This window comes from Sutcliffiella cohnii (assembly GCF_002250055.1).
In the GTDB taxonomy this organism is placed as follows: Bacteria; Bacillota; Bacilli; order Bacillales; family Bacillaceae_I; genus Sutcliffiella; species Sutcliffiella cohnii.
This window is the reverse complement of record NZ_CP018866.1, coordinates 4,853,348-4,877,085: the sequence shown is the minus strand read 5'-3', so window position 1 is coordinate 4,877,085 and position 23,738 is coordinate 4,853,348. Positions and strand designations below refer to the sequence as shown.

The 23,738-nt window shown below is 36.2% G+C and carries 23 protein-coding genes; 3 read left to right on the top strand and 20 right to left on the bottom strand.

Annotated elements, in window-relative coordinates:
* Positions 1–7 precede the first annotated feature (7 nt).
* The 19 genes from BC6307_RS24540 to cpaB form a co-directional block, all read right to left on the bottom strand.
* Complete coding sequence (locus tag BC6307_RS24540; RefSeq protein ID WP_066415634.1) at positions 8–2,227, bottom strand: transglutaminase TgpA family protein; 2,220 nt, start codon at positions 2,225–2,227, stop codon at positions 8–10.
* Positions 2,228–3,439 carry a DUF58 domain-containing protein gene (locus BC6307_RS24535; protein WP_066415636.1) on the bottom strand — a complete coding sequence of 404 codons (1,212 nt, stop codon included), beginning with the start codon at positions 3,437–3,439 and terminating at the stop codon, positions 2,228–2,230. It lies immediately after the preceding gene.
* A 2-nt stretch (positions 3,440–3,441) separates the two neighbouring features.
* The gene (locus BC6307_RS24530) at positions 3,442–4,392 is read right to left on the bottom strand and encodes an AAA family ATPase (protein ID WP_066415637.1); all 951 of its coding nucleotides are present in this window, start codon (positions 4,390–4,392) and stop codon (positions 3,442–3,444) included.
* A 378-nt stretch (positions 4,393–4,770) separates the two neighbouring features.
* Positions 4,771–4,977 (bottom strand): hypothetical protein, encoded by a 207-nt coding sequence (locus tag BC6307_RS24525; RefSeq protein WP_066415640.1) that lies wholly within the window; start codon positions 4,975–4,977, stop codon positions 4,771–4,773.
* Positions 4,955–5,665: a hypothetical protein gene (locus BC6307_RS24520; RefSeq protein ID WP_066415643.1), complete on the bottom strand. Its 711-nt coding sequence runs from the start codon at positions 5,663–5,665 to the stop codon at positions 4,955–4,957. The genes BC6307_RS24525 and BC6307_RS24520 overlap by 23 nt, the downstream gene beginning before the upstream one ends.
* A 20-nt stretch (positions 5,666–5,685) precedes the next feature.
* Positions 5,686–6,519 (bottom strand): hypothetical protein, encoded by an 834-nt coding sequence (locus BC6307_RS24515; protein ID WP_066415645.1) that lies wholly within the window; start codon positions 6,517–6,519, stop codon positions 5,686–5,688.
* A gap of 21 nt (positions 6,520–6,540) precedes the next feature.
* Positions 6,541–7,758 (bottom strand): hypothetical protein, encoded by a 1,218-nt coding sequence (locus BC6307_RS24510; protein ID WP_066415647.1) that lies wholly within the window; start codon positions 7,756–7,758, stop codon positions 6,541–6,543.
* 107 nt (positions 7,759–7,865) lie between these two features.
* A complete protein-coding gene (locus BC6307_RS24505; protein ID WP_066415649.1) occupies positions 7,866–8,723 on the bottom strand; it encodes a hypothetical protein in 858 nt (285 codons plus the stop codon).
* 27 nt (positions 8,724–8,750) lie between these two features.
* Positions 8,751–10,088, bottom strand: coding sequence for a hypothetical protein (locus BC6307_RS24500; RefSeq protein WP_066415652.1), 1,338 nt, complete (start codon positions 10,086–10,088; stop codon positions 8,751–8,753).
* A gap of 41 nt (positions 10,089–10,129) precedes the next feature.
* Positions 10,130–10,789, bottom strand: a complete 660-nt coding sequence (locus BC6307_RS24495; protein ID WP_066415654.1) for a pilus assembly protein TadG-related protein — start codon at positions 10,787–10,789, stop codon at positions 10,130–10,132.
* Entirely contained in the window at positions 10,790–11,188 is a 399-nt protein-coding gene (locus BC6307_RS24490) for a TadE/TadG family type IV pilus assembly protein (RefSeq protein WP_066415656.1), read from the bottom strand. It lies immediately after the preceding gene.
* A gap of 31 nt (positions 11,189–11,219) precedes the next feature.
* Positions 11,220–11,945 (bottom strand): YciC family protein, encoded by a 726-nt coding sequence (locus tag BC6307_RS24485; protein ID WP_066415659.1) that lies wholly within the window; start codon positions 11,943–11,945, stop codon positions 11,220–11,222.
* Positions 11,946–12,075: 130 nt separating this feature from the next.
* On the bottom strand, positions 12,076–13,482 hold the full coding sequence (locus BC6307_RS24480) for a vWA domain-containing protein (protein WP_066415661.1): 1,407 nt from the start codon (positions 13,480–13,482) through the stop codon (positions 12,076–12,078).
* Between the two features lie 20 nt (positions 13,483–13,502).
* A complete protein-coding gene (locus BC6307_RS24475) occupies positions 13,503–13,733 on the bottom strand; it encodes a hypothetical protein (protein ID WP_066415664.1) in 231 nt (76 codons plus the stop codon).
* A gap of 109 nt (positions 13,734–13,842) precedes the next feature.
* Positions 13,843–14,778 (bottom strand): type II secretion system F family protein, encoded by a 936-nt coding sequence (locus tag BC6307_RS24470; protein ID WP_066415667.1) that lies wholly within the window; start codon positions 14,776–14,778, stop codon positions 13,843–13,845.
* Positions 14,779–14,782: 4 nt separating this feature from the next.
* Positions 14,783–15,712 carry a type II secretion system F family protein gene (locus BC6307_RS24465; protein ID WP_235858110.1) on the bottom strand — a complete coding sequence of 310 codons (930 nt, stop codon included), beginning with the start codon at positions 15,710–15,712 and terminating at the stop codon, positions 14,783–14,785.
* Positions 15,709–17,052, bottom strand: coding sequence for a TadA family conjugal transfer-associated ATPase (locus BC6307_RS24460; protein ID WP_066415669.1), 1,344 nt, complete (start codon positions 17,050–17,052; stop codon positions 15,709–15,711). The genes BC6307_RS24465 and BC6307_RS24460 overlap by 4 nt, the downstream gene beginning before the upstream one ends.
* A 12-nt stretch (positions 17,053–17,064) precedes the next feature.
* On the bottom strand, positions 17,065–18,228 hold the full coding sequence (locus tag BC6307_RS24455) for a CpaE/TadZ family protein (protein WP_066415672.1): 1,164 nt from the start codon (positions 18,226–18,228) through the stop codon (positions 17,065–17,067).
* Between the two features lie 27 nt (positions 18,229–18,255).
* The gene (gene cpaB, locus BC6307_RS24450) at positions 18,256–19,107 is read right to left on the bottom strand and encodes a Flp pilus assembly protein CpaB (protein ID WP_235858112.1); all 852 of its coding nucleotides are present in this window, start codon (positions 19,105–19,107) and stop codon (positions 18,256–18,258) included.
* A 614-nt stretch (positions 19,108–19,721) separates the two neighbouring features.
* Here cpaB and BC6307_RS24445 point away from each other — a divergent pair.
* The 3 genes from BC6307_RS24445 (at position 19,722) to BC6307_RS24435 (ending at position 22,520) form a co-directional block, all read left to right on the top strand.
* The gene (locus BC6307_RS24445; RefSeq protein WP_066415686.1) at positions 19,722–20,606 is read left to right on the top strand and encodes a MerR family transcriptional regulator; all 885 of its coding nucleotides are present in this window, start codon (positions 19,722–19,724) and stop codon (positions 20,604–20,606) included.
* A 138-nt stretch (positions 20,607–20,744) separates the two neighbouring features.
* Positions 20,745–21,812 (top strand): ABC transporter permease, encoded by a 1,068-nt coding sequence (locus tag BC6307_RS24440; protein WP_066415688.1) that lies wholly within the window; start codon positions 20,745–20,747, stop codon positions 21,810–21,812.
* Positions 21,813–22,520 (top strand): ABC transporter ATP-binding protein, encoded by a 708-nt coding sequence (locus tag BC6307_RS24435; RefSeq protein ID WP_211290346.1) that lies wholly within the window; start codon positions 21,813–21,815, stop codon positions 22,518–22,520. It abuts the gene before it with no gap.
* A gap of 176 nt (positions 22,521–22,696) precedes the next feature.
* Here BC6307_RS24435 and BC6307_RS24430 read toward each other — a convergent pair whose 3' ends face one another.
* Complete coding sequence (locus tag BC6307_RS24430; RefSeq protein ID WP_066415699.1) at positions 22,697–23,701, bottom strand: SPFH domain-containing protein; 1,005 nt, start codon at positions 23,699–23,701, stop codon at positions 22,697–22,699.
* Positions 23,702–23,738: the final 37 nt, after the last annotated feature.

The following is a 23,738-nucleotide window of genomic DNA, read 5'->3' as shown; positions in this document are numbered from 1 at the left end:
CATATGGTCAAGATGATGCTTTTTTAATTAAATTTTCCCACAATTCTTTTGAATGCTCCCATTCTTCACTTGAAGAGTCACCTCGATAGATAACACGTTCATAACGTTCTGTTAGTGTTTGCATCGCATCTGTGAATAAGTAGTTATCTACAAACTTGGCGTATTCACGTAAAGTTTGACCATCTTTTCGAGCAACTCCATTTTTATTTAAAATCTGCAACAAGACTTTATAAGCTTTCATGAATGCTTTATCGTCTTTGCTTCTTTTATATAAGAAAATAAAATAATATGGCAACCATTTATTCCTAGTGAAAAATAATAACCCTGCATAAAATGCTATTCCTACAAAAATGAAAAGTAGTGTTTTCCACGAAAGATTAATACCGAATTGGAAGGCAGTCCCTCCACTTCCGTTGTCAGTTTGTTCAGAGCCACCCTCTTCTAACATATCTTCAGCATTACGTGGATTTTCTTGTTCTGGTGTCTCATTATTTTCAGGTATAAGATCTTCACCATTTTCTGATTCTTCATTTTGCAGTGTACTTTCATAAACAAAGTTATAAGGATTATCAAAACCACTTGTCGGTTCAAACGTCACCCAACCAACTTCCGGAAAGTAGACTTCTACCCAAGAATGGGCGTTATTATTCGAGACTTCATACATTCTAGTTCCATCGTTTGTCAGCTCTAGCAAATCTCCATGTGTATAACCTTTCACCCAACGAGCCGGAATACCGACAGACCTTAACATAACGACCATCGATGTGGAAAAGTTATCACAATATCCTAACTGTGTTTCGAATAAAAATTGATCAACATAATCTTGATTACCGGTCGGTACAGCAACATTAGTAGTTTCATATTCAAAACCATTTCTCGCAAAATATCTTTCTACCGCTTTTGCTTTATCATAACGCGTTTCAAATGAAGACGTTATTTCTTCTGCCAAATCTTTAACACGGTCTGGTAAAGAAGATGGTAACTGAGTATACATTTCAACAAATCCTTCATCACTCTCTAAACCAGCACCCGGCTCTGCACGATGTAATCTTTCGATATAATAACGCGGGTAGTCATATTGTAAGGAATAGGATTGCAACGAGACATCTGTTGAAATTTTTTCTGTTACCGAATTAACCTCAAACGTTACTTCCTCACTCTCTTCTTCACGCCATAATGGAATGACGCTTTGTAAACCTATAGGATAATTAATATGAGGATACGTTAGTTCCATGTCAATTGTTGCTTGTAATGATTCTGTTTCGACATTATCAGCTAACCAATTTACTTCTGTATTTTGGCCATTTATGAGTTCATTTGATTCACCGTCAGACACTTCCCATCCTTTACCAGTGTATACATCCTTCGTTTCCACTCGCCAATAATGACGTTTTTCCACTTCGGCGGTAAAGACGACAGAAGGGTCCCCGATAAACGGGCCACCTAATCTACTATCATTATCTCCATAACCAAGTTTCCGAACTTGACCATTACCCGGCCCGAAACCTTCTCCTGTTCCTGTGAAAAAAGGGACCGGGTCCGGCCATTGTGGCGCAGCCTTTGGTGATAAGTAGCCAATCGTAGCGGCTCCGACTACCATAATGATAAACGGAATCCCCCAGGCCATAATCATTTTATTATTCTTAAAAATTCCTTCTTGTTCACGAACTCTCTCTATATGAACAAAACCAACCAATATTAATCCGATTACAATTAAACGAATTATCGCTCCATTCCCATTGTAGGTCGTAAAAGTATCTAGGATCGCCACGTACGTAATGGAAAGAGCGACAAATAAAAACATTTTCTTTCGATACAATATCCAATAAATTAATAGGTAGCTAATGAGCCATAGTAATATAAACAATAGTAAGGAACGAAAGAAACCACTCATCGCCGTCCAATCAGCAGCAAAGATAACATTCACATTATATTTGAGGTCTGCCCAAAAAGTAGAAAACCAATCTTTGGATAAAAACTTTTCCTTCATATACAGGATATGAAGAAAGTAAAACATAAACCCTGTCTGTATAACAAAACCAATTAAAGGCATAATTTGTAGATAAGAAATCGTAAAGGCAACAGCTAAAAATACAACAAATACGTAAGCATTTGACGTATCCGTCACTTCCGATAACGGTCGCACCCATTCTAATAAAAGGAGAAAGCCGAATAAGTGCATCATAAAAGCATACAAATTACGTTGGAAAGGAGTTGTTTTGGCCATTTAACTCACCTCACTATATAAGGATTTAAGTTCGCCTTGTTTCACAACCTTTACATATACATCTCGTTTTTGTAGTTGTTCGATATAGACGCTTTCTTCTTTTGAAACTCTTTGTCCTTCATCTTTCGTAACATACACTTGCATATTCATTTGGCGATACGTTAATTTCCCAATCGAATCAACCATTCCTTTTGTTAATTTTCCAGTAACAAATAAAAACGTTACATTCGGTTGAGCTTTTCCCATTTCCATTTCCATCGTCTTCGCAAAGCTAATTTTACTGTTCGGTTGTACACGAGCAAGATGAAAATAAATTTGTGCGAATTGCTCTTCCCCTCCGCGTAACGGAAAAATGGAGCGGTCTTTACCAATCGAGACAAGTCCAACTTGAGAACCGAATCTTAGTATAGCTTTCGTCAATGCTGCCGTATAACTAACAGCACTTTCAAAAGAGGAAGCTTGCGAACGATCTAAATAGATTAGAACATCATGACTTTGCTGTTGCTCAAATTCCTTTGTCATAATGTCATTCTTTTTAGCTGTTGCTTTCCAATCAATCCAAGAAAAACGATCCCCTGGCTGATATTCACGAACTCCTACCGTCATAGATGTATCACGAACAAGTTTTACATTGGAAGTTGTACTACCTTGGTCAAATTTGCTCTCTCGCTTACGATAAATTAAATCTACATAGTGCGGATATACGAGAAAATGATTTTCTAAATGGAATACTTTTTCTTTTTCCAAAAGTCCTAAAAAATCACCAGTCTTAAGGCGAATCGTTGACAATGTATGCTCTCCACGTGGCATTCTATCTAATGCGTATTGAAAAGTTATCGTCTTTTTAAACCACGGAAATAGTAATATTTTTACTTTTTTCGTTTGCACGCAAAATAATAGGTCCGATGGTAACACTTCCTCCATAACGAGGTATCCTAGTGGAAACGGAAACTTTCGAGTAACCGTTACTGTCCCAATTAGCCGGTCGCCCGATCGGTATTGTTCTTGATTCAATGTTCGCGTCACTTTAAAATCATTTAAAGGATAAAAGAGTATAAGTAGACCGTAAATTGAAAAAGGGAGAAAACTAAAAAATAAAAACCAACTAACAAATCCACCTTGAAACATCGCATACATAAACGTTACCACTAATAAAAACAGAAAAGCGACTAGCTTCGAAGTACGCTTAAATTTACGAAAATATGCTTTCATCGTTAGCTCATAGACCTTTGAACAGGAATCGGTGTACGGTCTATTACTTTTTCAACTACATTGTCCGTTGTAACACCTTCAAATTTCGCTTCTGATTTTAAAATGATGCGGTGTGGTAACACATAGCGAGCTAAATATTGCACGTCATCTGGAATGACAAAATCCCTACCTTGAACATATGCATAGCTTTGCGAAGCTTTCATTAGAGCAACGGACGCACGCGGGCTTGCTCCTAAGTAAACAGATTGATGCATTCGAGTACGATGGACCATATCGACAATATACTCTTTAACAGTTAGGTCAACATGCACACTTCTTACTTCCTGTTGCATTTGTCTTAACTCATCTAACGTAACGACTGGCTCTAATTCCAAAATCGGTTGGCGATGTTCAATATTAATTAAAATTTCCACTTCCTCTTGTGGAGTTGGATAACCCATATTCATTTTTAAAAGAAATCGATCTAACTGTGCTTCTGGTAACGGATAGGTACCTTCATATTCAATTGGATTTTGCGTTGCCATAACGAAAAATGGTGTGCCGAGCGATAACGTTGTCCCATCAACTGTTACACTCCCCTCTTCCATTCCTTCTAAGAGCGCTGATTGTGTTTTAGGAGAGGTACGATTAATTTCATCTGCTAAAATAATATTTCCCATAAGTGGACCTGGGCGGAATTCAAATTTTAATTCCTTCGGGTTATATATGGAGCTACCTGTCACATCAGAAGGTAGTAAATCTGGAGTAAACTGAATACGCTTAAAATCTGCCCCTACCGACTTAGCTAATGACCGAACCATCATCGTTTTCCCGACACCAGGTACATCTTCTAACAAAACGTGTCCACCAGCTAATAGAGACACCACACTTAATTCTGCCACATGTTTTTTTCCAATCATTACTTTCCCAATATTATCTAAAATACGTTGAACTTGCGCCTGTTTTGTCCCCATGACAATTTATCCCTCCAGCATCTATTTAAATCAAATATTATAAATCTCCTTATACATACAATAGCCAGACATTGGTTACCCTTAACAATATTTAACCGAATTATAAAAAACTCTAACTTTCTCTATATTCTACAAATACCAATAAAACCCTTTTAATAAATGAGAAATTTGTCATAATTTAAGAGTGAAAGAATTACTGCTTTTTACACATGCCATATGAAAAGTATAACAAAGAAATGTATTCCTTCCTTTGTGAAATTATTCCAAGCACATTCTAGTAGCTTTTCTCCATAAGGTTAGACGTTTCATAGAATAAAAGAGTTACCGAGAAAGGCATAAAAAAAACCGAAGTTCTATCACCTCGATTTTTACCTTCCATTATACCTGTTGACGTATTTGTTTTAGATGATTGTTTCTCATAAACGGCAAAGCAATCCCAACAAAGATCGGGATAAACGGAAAACTTTCACCAACAAAAAACAGAGATAGCGCAAGCGGAATTACTAATCCATAAATCATAATCATAACGAATAAATAAAACCTTCTCCATTTCCTCTCACGTTTAGACAGCTCGAATGTCGACATCCCCTAATCCTCCTTCTTCCTTCCACTCTTCTTTCCATTTCAAAAAATTTAAAGATAATAAAATAATTCCGAAAGGGTAAATAGCCACCGATACTATTAATTTCGCAATTAACACACCGAAATAAATATCAATAAATAGAGAGGATAAATATATAGTTATTACTCCTAAACCCCAATCGAGCAATCCAATTAATAGTAAAATACCTAATAGCGAGAAAAATTTCTTTTTAGCCAAATTAGCTGATTTTTTCATCGCCCTCCCAATCTTCCATTCCTCAGAAGCAATAAAGTATGGGGTTAAATAATAAAATACCAATAAAATAATGCCCGGTATTAAAAGAAACAAACTTCCCACTACAACCATCCACGTTAATAGTGTTCCGAACAGGAAAAAAGTAAAAGCTTGATCCGCAAAAAAGACGAGGGATCGTTTTAATTTTCGTTCTTCTCCGTTCTCTTCTAGTAATACATATTTAATAAATGGGCCTTGTGCCATGACAACAATTAACAAAGTAAAAACGGCATTTGCCAAATCGCCATATAATGTAATTCCGTTAAAGGTAGAAATACTATAAATGTAGTTTACAATTATCGTTTGAAGTAACAATAACGGCAAAAGAATGATGAAAGATATTACTAATAGGCGATCAAAATGTTTCCCATAGAACATTAAACTATTTGCAATCACACTATTTCCCCTTTTCTCCCTTAATCTCCGTTCCTAATGATGGGAATAACTTTTCGTTCAAAATCCTTTTTCCCATTTCGTTCAACAAGCTCCTTCGCTAACTCCATACCTTTTTCATCAGCTGAAATAATTTGGTGATTTCCAACTTCATCCTCGCCTAATAACCGTACGGATTTTTCTAACTCTTTTAATGAGGATGGCGATAAAAAGTCATTAATACCAGCTACTAGCCGCTTTACTTCAGGATAGAAATCTTCCTGCTGATACAATTTCCTATCTTCTTTTATTTTTTTAGTAATTGGAACTGCTTCTGTTAGCCGCATCGCAGTTGAAAATACAATTTCATTGAATTCCTCACCGATATTCAGCGCACGATGGTATATTTCCAAGTCTAAATGATTGGTACGTAGCACCTCATCATGTAATTTAGTAAACTCTTCTACTATCTCAGGCAACCTTCTCCTCCGACACAATATTTCATCCAGTATAGAAAAATATTTATGAAAGGCCGAATCCTCTGTTTTGCTTGTAATCTTCATTAGCAACTCATATTTTTCTTCTATCGGTTTATAAGACTTTCGCATTTCCGGTATTATTACTCTCGTAACATCTAAAATAAAGTTATTATAGCTATTTATATAGTAAGCTACTTTTACAGCAGTAGATTTTGGTACTACCGCTCCTGTTTCGTCCAAAATGACAACACCTGTAGTTTTTTTAAAGCGTAAGTATATACACTGATAATATTTTTTACTATTGTAAAAAAAATAGTACGTATACAACTCAGACTTTTCTAGCATTTTTTTATGTTTTTGTATTACGCTTGATAAATCATTCGTAAATTTTACAGTCATTTAATAAATCCTTTCTCAGCGTTATTTTCCAAAACCGAAAAATCCTCCAATTTTTTTCGCTAAGTTTTTAGCACCTTTCACAATTTCTTTTCTTTTTCTAAACGTTTTATAACCTAGACTAATCAAACTAGCCGCTGTCCCGACCACTACCATTCCAGCAGCTACACCTTGTAACCCAGGAATCATCGCTACTGGAGCTGCCAGTCCCGTTATAACATCACCAACACTTCCGATGGTTGACATAATTGCATCTGTCCGATCTACTCCACTTGTTGATTGGATTTTTTGAACATTGTTAACGGTATCTATTATCGAAAAAGGTAAAAGAGCCGTTGAAACGATCGCATTAGCAGGAGTAAACGTCTTCGTTGCAGGAGTATTAACTAATTGAGATGCTGAAGATATAGAGCCCGCCTGACTAACGGCTTCCCTAGTTTTTCCTAAGGACCTTAGTTTATTAATCTCCTCATATAACTTTTTCCCTGTTCTTACGGTATCAACACCAGCAAATACCCCTTCGAGTGCTTCATTTCCTTTCGTGAACGTTTTAATGCCTGAATAAAAGATATTATTTTTATATTTATACAAATCAGAAGCCGACGCATCGTTTTGTCTTGCTAATTTATCAGCAAAATTGACTGTGTCGCCTACCATTTTTGAAGTGAATTTTATGATGTCATACTTATTAGGGCCACTGTTCGAAATCGCATCTTCAGGCGAGGCAGATGGGTCCGTTAGCGAAGGGCTCGAAGCTTCTGTTTCAGTAGACGGTGGAGAGTTAGCAGAATTGTTCCCTTCTAGTTCATTAATATCTTGCTGTAGCGCATCTTGTACAGTCGATGAAAAGTCCCTTAGTTCTGTAAGTTGCCACTCCATCACTGTTATTTCATCTACAGTCCAATCTGACAATTGCGATAATTCATCTAGTACAACATCATAGTTTTCTATGATCCATTCCCGATTTTCGAGATCTTCCATCACCCATTGCATTAATTCCGGGCTTTGCGTAAACCACTCATATTGGGTTAGCTCATATAAAACTATTGTTTGCTCCGTTAAATTTTCTGGCAACCACTCTTGGATTTCTAGCGGGTCTACTTTCCATTCATGCTGTTGAAGGTCTTCTAATTTCCATTCAGCAGGTTTCCATACTCCTGGATTCCACGCGTTAGCAACAGGTAAAAAAGCATTCCAAGCAACGAAAAACATCGCAAGGAATAATATACTTATTTTTCTCATATATCTTCCTCCATCCCCATACAATATATCCCTAAAAAAAGCTTGTAGAGAAAAGTACATAGAACGTTCTCAACAAGCTAGCTAATGACTATAATAGTTTGGAAGACTTAGTTTCTAACCTTCGTTATTCCGTTCTCTTCCATATCTAATCTTTCATTTTCTTGAATTAATGCCGTGTATTCCTCTAAGGTTAACGTACCACGTGTTTCTGTTATTACGTTATTGTCATAGTTCTTTTCCATCACTTCTAAACTTTCTAACAACATTTGTTTGCCTCTACCAGTATGCTTCAACGCGAGCTGCTTTTTTAAATTTCTAATTTCCAGCCATTTTGACATTGGAAATTTCCTTTTATCTATTTCACGTAAAACAACTTCATGATCATCCCAAAATTGAAGCTGTGTTTTTGCTTCATCGTACATCTTTTGATTAAACTTTAATACTAAACTTCTCATTTCGTTAACCATTTCATTTGTTACAAAACCAGTCTTTTTATTCACATGATCATCAATTACCTTCATTTCGTCATAAATAGAGTTGGCAAAGTCACGCGATTCTATAATTTTTTCAAACGCATGGATTACATTAGAGAAAGATTGCTTTACATCTATATCGGTCGCTTCCTCACGAATCCATTGTAGACTGGTAATCAGTGGTTTTAATTTTTGATAAGGTCTAGATTTCATATCTGTTATTGCATCGTTTCCATCTAAAATAGCTTTGTTGTAGAGCAACATATCTTTAGCAACTTCAATCGCTAACTCTCGGTCCTGAACCACTTCGCTATTATGCGTAAATACTAATCCACCTTGTGTTACTTTTTTTTCTTTCAATAATGCTAAATAATAAATAGTACTGTCATCATGATGAAATTTGTAACCGTAATGATAAAAGTCTACTGTTTCGTTACGATGCATATATTTTTCGAATAACCTTTTATCAAACTTACTAAAATCAACCTTCATTAATTCGTACCTCTTTTTAATGTGACTTTACTTTCCAAACAGCTTCTTTATCCCTCTACCAATTTTCTTTGCCGTATTCACTGTACCTGCAATAATCTTTCTTCCCGTTTCTGTTTTATTCGCCCATTGAAGTGCCATTCCTCCGATCGCTAATGCTCCACCAGTTACAATGAGTGCCCCTCCAACTACTTGTAGACCCGGGATAGGGACGGATGCTAGGGCCGCACCACCGGAAAGTAGCGTATTACCGATACTTGTTGCACTTTTTCCAGCCAAATCTGTTTTCTTTGTGAAATCCGTTTCATTATTCCATGCTTTTATGTTTTGATATGATTCATACCCAGAGAAACCAGCTCCAATTACACCTGTTGCGATATTAAACTTGGATAAGGTACTAACAGCTCCACCTGAAGTATTGCTAAACAACGTTTTAAACTTCGAATCACCTAAACTAGCTGAACCTTGCCATGATTGGTTAATGACGGAAAGTGCTGTTCTAACGTTATTTAATCCTTCAACAGATTGAGCAGTCTTTAACGCTCCATCTAGCACATCTCCAGTGCCTTGTACCCAAGGATTACCTGTACCAGAACCTACTGTTTTGACGGAATTAACTAATATACTATGAAGTCCTCCTGAAGTAACAAATCCTCTTCCAGGCGATACACCGTTCATTTCAGCTTCTAACATACCCGTCGTAAAGGAGACTAGCCCTAATGCTGTATCATTTAACGTAAACTTTAGTCCATCATAAGTAGTAAACTGTTGCCCATAAGGGTCATATCCTGTTAAAGAATCTAGCGGGGAACTTCTACCATCTGTTACTTGCGGAGAAGTTAATGAATTTTCTCCTAATGTTTGGTTTGTTGTATGCTCTCCTAAGTTTAAATGACTTAAGCTAGGATCTGTTAATTGATTCTCTAACCACCATTGAAATTGAAGTACCGGATAAGGGTTTGTCGGTGTCCCCATTTCCGCTTCCCACACTTGAACAGTTAGCGGATGAACTCCCCATTCGTTTAAAGAGGACTGGTCAGAAGGGTTCCATTCTGGCGGTGTAATATTATCTGGATTTAAAGGTCCCACTGCCCAAGGCGGTAAACTCCACTCTTGTGTATTCCATAACGGTATTTGCCATTCAGGATTACTCAACTGAGGTGTATTTAATTCAGGTGTGTTCAACTCAGGTGTATTTAACGTCGGCGGAGTCCAATCGTCTACCTTCCACGGATCTACTTCCCAATTCCCTGGTGTTAACGGTGCAGGTGTCCAACTGTTGGCAAGCGCTACTAGAGGTACAGAATTAGACATGAAAAAGACAACCATCGCGGCCAGTAAAAAGAATATCCGTTTTAATTGTTTCATTTTTTATCCCCCTTTGCTTCGAAAAAATTTACTTATCTTATCTACGGAAACGTATAACTCCAACTATAAAAAGGCAGTTCCTTTAAAAATGAAAAACTTGGACTTTCTCCCGATTGTTTTACTTTCTGTTTATCATCACTCACGAAATTTTCCATCTTTATCATCGAGAATTCTACGTATGTTTCTACTTCTAACCGATAATCCGAATTAAAACGGATTCTTGTTCCCCCTACTTCCCCTTTGTTTGCTACGATATTCGATTGTACTAAGTGAGGAATTTCATTCGTTGCTCGGTTTAGAGCCGTTATAATATATCCTCTTAGCACAATATTGCCGTCTCTTAACTCTTTTTCTAACACATCGTTCATTGCTTTTAGTTCTAGCTCATGCGCTAGCCAGTTTGTTTCGTATTTAATTTCATTTTTTCGATTTTCAATTTTTTCAGTTATCGTTTCATCAACAACTTCTTCTATTAAACCTAATAGTGAATCTTCGTAATTCTCGATTTCTTCCTTTAGTTTTTCGACAACTAAGGAGGCTCCAACTAAACTTGCTTGTTCAGCGTTAGAAGAGGCAACTTCTTTTACAACAAACACATTTGCAAAATTAAGAATAACAACTAACATTAGAGCCATCACAAACACCATCCCTAATGTTAAGAGCATGGTGTTTCCACGTTCCTCTTTCAAAATTTTCTTCATTTAATCTAACACCCTTCCTTTTACTGACCGAGAAAAGGTAATAGAAGGTGGCGGGTTCATAATTTTTTTCGGAATAAACACTAAGTCTATTTTCGTATCAACAGTAACGGTAAAATTTTTCGAAGCACCGTGTGAAGGAATACTTGCACTAACATACTTCACGTTACCTGACGTCCCTAATATTTGCTTTGCTGCATCCTTTGCGTCCACTTCATTACCTGACAATGCATATGCTTTTGCAGCTTCGTTTGCAGCTGATTGTGCTACAATGACCCCATAGCCACTAACAAGCATTTGCCAAAAAATCATCATAATTAGCAGCATTAATGGTACAATTGCTAAAAACTCAATTGTCGCAGAGCCATCTTCTTTTTTTGAAATTTTTTTTATAAAAGACATCGGTTTTTCCTCCTGATTGCCTTTACTATTTTTATTTACTTTCTATTCCCACAAAGGCATTACTGTTTTGTATCCTCGTACTATATAAGTCTTTTGCCCATTTGTCATAACATAGACTAGTAAAGATGACGAATAAAGGCAGCAACATCATATTCAATAGTAGTTGTGGAAATAAAATGACGAAATAATTTAAAGAAAACAAAGATACTACTTGCATCAAAAGACTACTTAAGACTCCTTCTATTAATGCAATAACAAGCAATAAGCTTATTAATTTCATCATGTTTTTCTTTGCAACTTGGAAAGCTGTTTTCATAGATTTCCATACAGAACGTTCATTATAAACTGCTACATAAGGTGTAAAGTAGAAAAACAATAAAATAATAATGCCTGGAATTACGAAGAGTACCATCCCTAACAATACCGAGGTAATAAACACTACTCCGAACAAAAACACACTGGAGCTATACTTCAGAAAGGATATGTACGACTTCTTTACTACTGCCTCTTCCCCTTCTTGGTCACTTTTCGTTAGCTGGATAAACGGTATTTGTACAAACAAATAAAAAATCATCATTAAATATAAATTGCTAAAATCGCCATAGAATTGTGCAGGTGTATCTGCCACTAAATAAAAAACATAGTTCGAAATCGCTCCATGAAACAATAAAAACGGCAAAAGGATCGTAAAAGCTAATAATAGTATCCTTTCGAAGTTTTCTATATAAATTGAAATTGCTTGTTTAAGTAGACTCATGCTCATTACCCCATTACTTTTTAGTGTAAAATCAACCGTTTAACTCGATTACAAGGAGTGTAATTAGGAAAGTTGTAGCCCAATTAAACAGTTGAGAGAAAAACAGGTTGGGGTAAACCAACCCGTTTTCTTAGTTTGTGTTTGAATTATAGATGTTTTCTATCTCTTCCCATTTTTGCGCGAAATCTTCCTCATTAACGGATAATAAAAACTCCATATATTCATCCATCATCGTTACTTCATTAGCAATAACATCTTTTATGATTTCATCTAAACGAATTCGTTGCTCTTCGCTTATGTAACTATGATTTTTTAAGTGCCATAAGCTTTCATTAAATCTATTAACCGTACCTGGGGTAGTCAAATAAAGTCTATTTCTCCAAGAGCGTATATCGATATCATTTCTATTTTTCTCGTAAAGTGTTTCGCCCTGACTTTTAACTTTCCAACTTTGCCATTCATATGCTTCTCGTAAAGCACGGTCAAACTCAGACTTTAATTGTTGCTGATTGCGAGCATCCGAATAGGTTCCCCCAGCAGCATCTGCAACTGTCTTCAAACTAGCACTCTCATCTTTTTCAACTGCAAAACCAATAATATTGACAACTGTTTCAACATTTAAGTTTTTTAATTGTTCTCCTACTTTAACAGCGTCCCCACCACATGTTTCTATCCCGTCACTGACGAAGTATATGATGTTGCGGCTATTTTCTTCCGCAAACGCTTCTAAATCCTTACCAGCTAGTTCTAAAGCATTCGCTAACGGTGTCCATCCTGCTGGATGAATCGGGTCTAGTACTGAATTTAACTCCGATTCGTTATAAGGTGTAAAACCGTACAGAAGCTCGTTAGCGCTACAGGAAAGCTCTTTATCACTATTGGAACCCGTTCCTTCATGTCCATATACTCTTAATCCAACATTCGCATCTTCTGGTAAACTAGCTGCGAATTCTTTAATTGCTGCCTTTGCAATTTCCATTCTTGTCTCGTTTCCTAAGTAATGTCCCATACTTCCACTAGCATCTAACGCGATTAAAACGTTATATTGTTCCTTTTGAATGTCAGGAGATGCTATTTTGTCTGGATTATCGCTGTTTAACATAGCAATTGATTGCACAATTGGTCTCGGGTCCTCTTTTGATCCTTGAAGAAGACTATAAATATATTTTGCAAAATCATACAAATCCTTTTCAGTTGCATTTTCCTCTAGCTTCGGCATCTGAAGAACATGTTCTTTTAGTCCTTCTAAATCAAAATCTTCAGCAGTAGAAGGAAACAAACCGACTGGATAATGGACTAAATCCTCTATAGAGGAAGGGAAAGCTGGAGTCGCCCTAATTTCTTCCCATGTAATTTGACTCTCTTCATTTTCATCGACAGTTTCTTCTACTTCTTGGTCTTCTTCTATTGAATCCTGAACTACTTCTTTTATTGGTTCTTCTTGTATTGGAGTATCGTTATCGTTGGTTTCTGCCTGTTCATTCGAACACCCAACAATGATGAAAACGGCAAGAAGAATAATGGAAAGATATTTCATAACGTCCTCCTTTTAGCTTATTACTGACCTACTTTATTAATTAACTCCGATATTTTACTTACAATAGACTGCGCAAGATTGCCTCCTTGCCCACTCATCGCTGTCGCTACCGCAGCCATTAAGAAAAGAATAACTACCGCTAATGCTACCCATTCAATTGTTTGAGCACCGCGTTCATTTTTTACAACTTCTTTCCCTTCTTGGAATACACCTTGCATCTTTACCATCATTGTCATAAACATGTTTTTCATTTTGTTTTCCTCCTATTATTTAACATTTTTCCATCCCTAACAAAGTTACGTATGCTTGAAAAAGTTGTTCTATGGTTTCCCATATCACCCCTTTCAATTATCTGTTACGTTACAGAGCATCTAAAATGCTGTTATCGCCATAAACTAAATTCAACACAACTAACCCTAAAATTAACATCATTACGGTCGGTGCAATGATAAAGGATGTAATTAACGTTACTTTCGGCGAAGCTTTCGCTGCCTTTTCTTTTACTTGCTCAATACTTATTTTTCTAATTTCCTCTGCTTGTATATGAAACGTCGTCGATACCGGTACCCCTAATCTTGTTCCTTGTACTAGTGCTTTAATAAAGTTTTGAAATTCTGGATTGTCATTGCGCTTTAACATATTGCTATATGCTTGCTCTCGCGGCATTCCTAGTTCAATTTCACTCATTAGCCTAGAAAACTCTTCTCTAATAGGGCCTTGGAAATGCTTAATTGTTTCTTTAATCGCTTGATCTAGCCCTGCTCCGGCTTGTAAACTAATCGTTACTGTATCTAAAAAGTCCGGTAAGTCTTGCCTTAGCTTTAATTGACGTTCTTTCGCCTTTTGCTTTATCCAAATAATCGGTAAGAAAAAACCGATAAACGGAAAGGTAACAAATGCAATATTAGAAAAAGGTAAGCCTAAAATGACGGACGATGCCCCCATTAAAAAACCGATAATAACAAAAACAATTTTTAAACCTTGTAATCTAGCAACAGTTAATTGGTGCGGGTATCCTGCTTTTTTTAACGTTTCCTCTAAATCTTGTGTTTCACTAAAAAAGTTTATTCTTTCCCCTAAATTCGAAAAATCGTCTGCATACTTGGAAAGCCTTGCAATAACTTTGCTCACCCTTGACGTTTTTTTCTCTTTACCAAAATAAAAAGCTTCGGTAGTAACTTCTTCGATATATTCCTTTAATTCTCTCTTTTCTATTGAATACTTATATATATTTACGATTCCTATTAAAATAAATAACCAGATTAAAATAACGCTAATTAAAATGAAAGAATCCATTGCTCTACACCCTTATATTTGTGACTGATCTTACTAAAAGGAATGCTATTAACATTCCGATCGCAAATAAAACAAACAAAATAGCCCCAGGAATCGTAAATAACGGCTCAATAAATCCTTCCATTACCATATTCATCATTAAAATCATGAGGATTGGCAATGCCGGCAGAATGTAAGAAACGAACCTTTGTTCAGCTGTCATCGTTTTAATTGTTTGCCTTATAATTTTCCGCTCGTCTAACGTTTTCGACATTTCATCTAACACAGCCGAAAGGTTTCCACCAGATTTTCTTTGAATTAAAATAGTCGCAATAAATAATTTGAATTCTTTCGTTGGTACATTTCTTTCTAATTGAATGAGCGCCCTCTCCATGTCTACCCCTAATCTTAAATTTTGGGCCATCTTTTTAAATTCATTTCCAGCAGGGTTAGGAGTTTCACTCGCCACTACTTCAATCGCTTGATTAACGGTTAATCCTGCTCTCGTACTATTTGCCATAAGTCTACAAACATCTGAGAGTTGGTCACTCATTCGATCTACATATTTATTTTTTCTAACTGTAAAGAACATCCAATAGCTTCCAGTAACAATGATGCTAGAGACCGCTAAACTAACGAGAAAACCTAAAGAGAAAACACTATACATAAAAATTCCTGATGCAAAACCGATTAAAAGTAATATCGCCATAAATTCTGAAGGTAATAGAGAAACATTAGATCTTAATAATTTATCTCTTAATTGCGTCCCAGTTTCTGTTTGATCAAAGCGGTCCCCTAATGCAGAAATAAAGCTACTTCTCGTTCCTTCCTCTTGAAACCATTCTGTATACTTCTTTTTAACTTCTTTTTTCTCTTTTCGATAACCGAGGAACAAATATGCTCCCCATATAAACAGCAACACCGATAACCCAAATAATGCAGCTTCCCAAATCAACGTCCTCTCACCTCCAATGGTTCAAATATGCTATCATCTAACGCAATTCCAAAGCTCTGCAATCTACTTAAGCAATGTGGTATTTTTCCAGTTGGAGCAAAGTATCCCGCTACTTTTCCATCCTCTGTCATGCCTGTTCGGTAAAACTTAAAAATTTCTTGTATGTCCATCGTTCCATCATCAGATCTGACAACTTCTGATACAGAAGTTAATTTCCTTGTACCATCTGTTAATCGTTCTCCTTGTACGATAAAGTCAATTGCACCGAGAATATATTCCCTAATGATATGCGTTGGCAAATCCATCCCTGCCATTACTACCATTCCTTCTACTCTTCTAAGAGCATCAAATGGGGAGTTCGCATGCACGGTTGTTAATGATCCTTCATGACCGGTGTTCATCGCTTGCAACATATCAAACGCCTCTGCTCCACGAACTTCTCCGACGATAATTCGATCAGGTCTCATCCGTAAGGAGTTTCTTACTAAGTGACGAATCGTTATTTCTCCTTTTCCTTCCACGTTTGCGGGACGGGCCTCCAGACCGATAACATTCGGTTTGTTTAATCGTAATTCTGCTGAATCCTCAATTGTAATTACCCGTTCTCCTTCTGGAATAGAGCTTCCTAATACATTCAACAACGTAGTTTTACCGCTACCTGTACCTCCAGAAATTAGTACACTAAGTTTCGCTCTTACTATCGCATCTAAAAATTGCGCCATTTCTTTATTTAAAGATTGAAATTGTAGTAAGTCTTGAATAGTAAAAGGATCGTTCCTAAACTTACGTATCGATATAAGTGGTCCGTTTAAACTTATTGGTGGAATTACTGCATTAACACGACTTCCGTCTGGCAATCGAGCATCAACCATTGGGGAGCTTTCATCAATTCTTCTTCCAATTGGTGCTACGATTCTATCGATAACATGCCGAACATGATTATCATCCCGAAATGTTATATCTGTTAACTGTAATTGACCTTTCTTTTCTACAAAAATCTCTTTCGGGCCATTAATGATAATTTCTGTAATACTATCATCCTGTAAAAGTGGTTCGAGTGGCCCATATCCAACCGATTCATCAATAATTCTCGTTAACATGAGCTCTTTATCATGTCTTGGAATAATTACCTTCTCTTCACTCATAAACTGCGTTACTAGCTGTTCAATTCGTATTCGCATTTCTACTTGTGAAAGATTCGTTAATAATTCTAAATTTGCTTCTCTAAGTATCCTAGTTTTGTAATGTTCGACTAGTTCATTAATATAAGGGTTCTCATAATTAGTATTGTTTCTTACCTTTTTAGTAGCTCCCCGTGTCTTTCTGTCAAATAAGGACATTGTTCAACACCTCTACTCGATCATTCCAAGCACCCATTTTCGAATATCTTTTGCAAATGGAATAATCTTTTTTTCATTCATTTCCTTACGAAGTGGTTCACTTTTATTAATGTGCATTTGCACCCCTTTAATGTCGCGCCTTAATTGAGCTTGAATTGGATACTTAATAATTTCTTTAATATCTCTAGGGTTTATCTCGTTGTCCCTACCTACTTCATTTAATATGATTTGCATACGCTCATTCATATCAATGCCCAATCTGGTAAACAAGTTTTCTACTTGTTTTAACATACTAATAGCTGGCGTATCTAAATTAAGCACGTAAAAGATTTTGTCACTCTCCTCTAAAGCTGTGTACGTATGTTCATTCATCGCTGTAGGCAAATCAACGATGACGAAATCGTAACTTCTTCTACAAGTTCTTAATAATTTAGAGAAAAATGCATCTGTAAACGATTCTGCAGTTTCAGCATCTCTTGGACTTAGTAAAATTTCGAGCTTTGAGTAAGGCTCCCTCTCCGTTACATTTCTTATATGCCCTTCGTTTAACTCTTCTATTACCGGTATTAAATGTGCGACAGAGCGGTTCGAATCAATCGATAGAAACGTTTCCACTCCTCCGTATTGAAGATTTAAGTCTAGAAGCAACACTTGCGCAGTAGATTCAAACTTTAATGTTTGCGCGAATGTAGTAGAAATTAACGTTCTTCCACTTCCACCTTTTCCGCTATAAAAGGAAAAGATTTGCCCTCTTCCCCGCTTAAAAGATTGGTTCGTTGCCGATGTTTCGATTAGTTGCTTTTTTCTTTCTCTTACCATGTGAAGGATACTATCGACCCTACCATTAAATAATGTCCATTCGTCAGGGAAGATAAAAAAATCCATCGCACCAGCTCTCGTTACAGTTCTTAACAAGTTAAAGTCTTGATATGTTGCGATAAACACAACAACAGAGGCTGGGTTTTCCCCGATACAATACTCAATTGCATCAACACAAGCACCTTCATCTTCTGTTTGAACAATAAAAACTAAATCTGGTTCTAAACGATCAAATTCTGTTCGTAATTCCCTGAATGTAACAGACTCCAAATCTGCCTCATCTGCAAAGACATTAGATAGTTGATTTATCATTAGCTCATCTTCACTTACTAGTAAGATGTTCATCTTTTCATTCATTACTTTTTTCCTCCATCACCTTTTGAATTAGGAGTTTTCCTCTTTATCTACACTTGAATCTTCTTCATTAGATTCTTTATCTTCCTCTTTTTCTTCAGCCTTATCTTCTTCCTTTTCTTTTTCTTCTATTTCTTCTTCCTCAGGTGGAGACTCAATTACGATCTCTTTTTCTGACTGTTCCTCCACTTCCCCTTTACCAACATTCGCTTTTAACACACGAATACTATCTGCGTAATTTTGCATATGTATTAATTCTGGTGCATCTTCTACTTGTACTTCTACCGCTACACCGACAAACTCTCCATCAGACGTAAGCTCTGCTGCGACTAACACATCTTTCATGAAAATAGTCGTTTTATTGTTTCCATCAAACTTATGCGAAACAATAATATCGATTCGATCCAGTGCTTCTAACCTCTCATCAAAGCGAATGCGTTCAGATTGAACGATTGTCACTAATCGATTGTTTTCTTCTCTTAACGAAGAGAATGGCTTCATCATATTTTTCGTGATAATATCTCCAGAAGAAAGTGGTACGACTGATACACGATTTGCTATATCTTGTAAACTAGTAATATGAGATTCATTGACGAATCGATTAGGTATCTCGGTTGTCGTTAACTGTTGTGGTTGAATAACTGATCTTGATGGAATATCTTCTGCTGCGATGTATATCTCCGTCATCCCCCCTAATTCGGAGTTAATTGCGCTCACCTTTTGCAAAAATAAAAACCCCGCTGCAATAGCTAATAAAAATGAAAGTGTAAAAAATATTATTGCTCTACGCTTCGATTCCAGCATTTCTCTCCCTGCCTTTACTTTTTGGATAATGTATTTCGTAATAAATTGAAAAGTCGAAGCTAAAGGAATGCTTATCAACCTTTCATTTCCAATTATTTTTCAAAATATGGTTCTTATATTAATTACCACTCGTTGTAAATTGCGTCAACGAATTGTCGAATCTTGTCAAATTTTAGGTAGGGCTTTATAACTATTCGACCCCTTCAATACGCAAGACTTATGAACTGATAACGTTTTCTTATATTAAACAAATAATTTAACAATAATAATAGAACATTATAAAGTACCCGTTAATTGTTACAACATCGTTACAATTTGTTACATTTGTAAAAAAATATAGGTATAAAGAATTGTTTTTCCATTTTATAAGCAGTGGCAAAACCTTGAATTCAGACATTTTTAAACCTAATTAATATTTACGGTAAATAGATACTCTGGACTAATTATTTAATAAAAGAATGTAGTTAGTAGCGACATTCGAATTATTATTCAAGAATAATGTTAACGTACTATCTAGTAACAATGTGCTAAGGGACTAGAGGAGATTGGCTTACTTTTCTTATCGAATACCGTCAGATTTTCTGTTAAAGCTACCTACTCCTGACTCCTTCTCTTCGGTTGTTTTCTTTCCATAAACAAGATATAGTAAAAATACAAATAATTTATAGCATCTGTAAAAGAAGGGTTAGCTTATGTACAATATTAAAGCTGTATCAAAAATATTAGATATGCCAACGGTTACGATTCGCGCTTGGGAAACACGTTACGAGGCTATTACCCCGGAACGTACAGATTCTGGGCATAGAGTCTACACAGAAGAAAACCTTAACGATTTAAAATGGTTAAAAAAGCAAGTTCATGATAATGGACTTAATGTAAGTCAGGCAGTTAAGCTCCTTAAAGCAAAAAAAGAGCAAAGTGAAGTAGTACCAATTGAGACACCGTTACGTCGAGAAGGCTTTGAAGCTCAAGTTCAAGAATTATATGAAGCTGTTTTAGACTTAAATGCCGACAAATGTAATTTTCTTTTAGATCTATATTTCACCCAATTCCCATACAAAACTGTGTTTTTCTCCATTATTGTACCGTTAATGTATAAGGTTGGAACTGCATGGGAAAGAGGCGAATTACATGTCGCAAAAGAGCATATGATTAGCAATATTGTGATGCAACGATCATTAAAGTTCTTCTCCATTTTTGAAACGTCACCAAGCTTGCCGAAAGTAATGGCGATTTGCCCTTCCGGAGAGCAACACCAACTAGGGTTAATTTTATTTACGTTATTTTTGAGAGAAAAGCATTACCCAGTTTACTATATAGGGGCAGATACACCACTTGAAGGTTTAGGGGAATTAATCAATGAAAAGGGAATCGAAATTGTTGCCTTATCAACATCTCGTATAGAAGACGAACCTTTAATTCAGTCTTATATTAACACCTTACAAATTAAAAACCCTAACTTGAAATTTATCGTAGGTGGGTTAGGAGTTAAGAAAAGTAAAGCCGATAGCCCTCGTTGGGACATCGCTCCTACAGATAAAGAATGGTTAAATAATCTTCCTGAATTAATTAAGTAACAATAAGAAGCTCTAGTCTCACTGACTAGAGCTTTTTATTGTTTAAGGTGGAACTTATTTGTTGCTTATTCCACATATTAATTATATATTAACTATACAATAGTTATACAAATTCAGCCGTCAGGGGGATAACAATACATGTTTTTAGCGTGGAATGAAATAAAAAACAATAAACTACGCTTCATCTTAATTGTAGGAGTTTTAACACTCGTTTCTTATTTAGTATTCTTTTTATCAGGGTTGGCTAATGGTCTTGAAAATATTAATAAAGAGGCAGTGGATAAGTGGAATGCAGATGGTATTATTTTGACTGAGGAATCCGATATTAACTTACCTCAATCGAGTTTACTAATAGAGGATTACGACGGAAATGGAGTAAGTGAGGTTGCTGTACTCGGTCAATTAAACTCAATTGCTACATCCGGAGTAAATAAAGCAAACGTATCTATATTCGGTATACGTGATAATGAATTTATTATGCCGGAAGTTACAGAAGGGGAAGCTTTTAGCGAGACAGGGGAAGTTATTGCTGATGAATCTTTAAAAAATGAAGGGTTTAACATAGGAGATACTCTTCAACTCTCTTCTGTTGATGCAACATTAATCATTACAGGTTTTACTGATAAGGCTAAGTTTAACGCGGCTCCTGTTCTTTACGGAGGTTTGGACACGTTTCAATACGTCCGATTCGGTACTTCTATGGATGAGGACTCAAACAAAATTAACGCCTTTGTTATTCGTACAGAAAATATAGAGGCAGTTACGGTTGACAACTCTCTACAAGTCATTCCGACGAAAACGTTTATTGAAAATATGCCTGGGTACTCGGAACAAAGCTTAACATTAACATTTATGATTTATTTTCTATTTATTATTTCCGCCGTTATTTTAGCCATTTTTCTTTACGTGTTAACAATTCAAAAGATTAGTATCTTTGGAGTGATGAAGGCTCAAGGAATTTCAAGCAAATATTTAGCAGTGTCTGTTATTGCGCAAACATTTTTATTAGCATTAGCAGGTGTTGTCATTGGGTTCATCCTAACGATTACAACCGGCTTCTTTCTACCTGCCGCAGTACCAGTAGCGTTTAATTACGTTGATATGCTCATTTACGGTACTATTCTCGTTTTTGTATCGGTGTTAGGCGCACTATTCTCTGTACAAACAATCGTAAAAATTGATCCATTAAAAGCAATAGGAGGGTAAATGATGGAGGTGTTACTCGAATTAAAAAATGTAAATAAGTTTTTTCAATCAGGACCATCCAAGATAGAAGCATTAAAAACAACTAATTTCAAAGCGAAAAGCGGAGAGCTTATTGCGATTATCGGCCCGTCAGGTTCAGGAAAAAGTACGTTCTTAACAATTGCTGGCGGACTTCAAACTCCTAGCAACGGCGATGTTATTGTTAACGGGAAAAACTTAAGTAGTTTGAAAGAAAAAAAACGTGCCACTCTACGATTAGAAGAAATTGGCTTTGTGTTACAGTCGTCCAACTTAGTTCCGTTTTTAAACGTGGAACAACAAATGCAACTGCTAGACAAAGTGAAAAAAAATAACCTTTCTACTGAAAGGTTAGAGCAACTTTACGAATCATTAGGGATTCACGAGCTATTAAAAAGCTTTCCTGCTGACTTATCTGGAGGTCAACGCCAACGAGTTGCTATAGCAAAAGCGATGTACACGGATCCTAGTATTATACTTGCAGACGAACCTACCGCTTCTTTAGATTCTGATCGCGCTTTTGAAGTAATGGAAATGTTAAAAAAAGCGACGAAAGATAACGGAAAAACAACAATCGTCGTTACACACGACACAAGACTAATTGATTATTGCGATAAAGTGTACAACATAACAGACGGGCGTTTATCGTTAGTTAATACTACAAAGCATACGGAAGTAGTTAATCATTAAAAAAGGGGCTGTCCTAAAGGTCAGTAGAAACTGACTTTTAGGACTTTTTTTGTTCGTTAACCTTTATCTGGATTAATAAAATCAACACAAAAAAACAGTAGAAAAACGATATGGTTTCTCCACTGTTTTGAGACATATTGGACAGTTCCTTTTTTATAAGCTTATCAAACAGCTATTTATCCTAGTTTATTACCGCAATTTGGACAAAACTTGGAACCAGTATTTTTTTGGCCACAGTTTGGGCAAAATTTCGGGGCGATACTCGTATCCTCGTCATTTTGGGGCGTGGATAATTGTTTTGAAGCTTGTGGTGCCGCTTTTTTATCGGAATCTTGATCATCCATGTTTTTCATCATCTCTTTTGCAATATTCATCCCCATCATCATTCCAGCCATATCGGAAGCTGCATTGCTACCACCACTCATTTTCCCAGACGACATTCCATCTATCATGGAAACTTGCTGATACTTTTTCATATCTCCTACCATTCCGTAAGAGGCATTTTTATTGATCATATCTTGAATTTCTTTCGGATAATTAAAGCTCATAATATTAAATCCGGTAACCGTTAAGCCGTCATTAATAATTTGCATATCTAAATCTTCTTTAATTCCTTTACCTATTTCAAACGAATTAGCCTGAAGATTAAACATATCTTTACCTTCTCGAGTAATCCATTTCATTAGAAGCTGGTCAAGGATTGCAGTAATCCGAATCTTTACATCTTCTACTAAATATTTATTTTTCACGCCTGCTATTTTATCAATAAGAGCCACATAGTCATTTACTTTGAATTGGAATGTGCCGTTTGCTCTAATTGGCATTCCACCTGGCATTCCGAGCGTAGGGATGTTAATGGCATTACGTGTTCCCCATTTTACGGTAAATTCTTTCGTATTTACGAATAGAACTTCTACCCTCATTCCGCTATTAAAGCCAAATTTAAATCCTTTTAAAGTGGAAAGGAACGGGATAATTTCTGACTCAATATTGTAATCCCCTTCATCTTTAAAAATCCCTTCAATTCTCCCATTGTTCAAAAAGATTGCATCTTGACCCGGACGGATAATAAGCTTACTTCCTTTTTTAATTTCTCGATTGCTCCATTTCCAAAAAATCATATCGTCGCGAAACTCTTCCCATTCCACAACGTTTGCAAATTGATTTCTAAAGAAAACCATACTACCAATCCTTTCTTTCTATTCTTATGTTGCGATC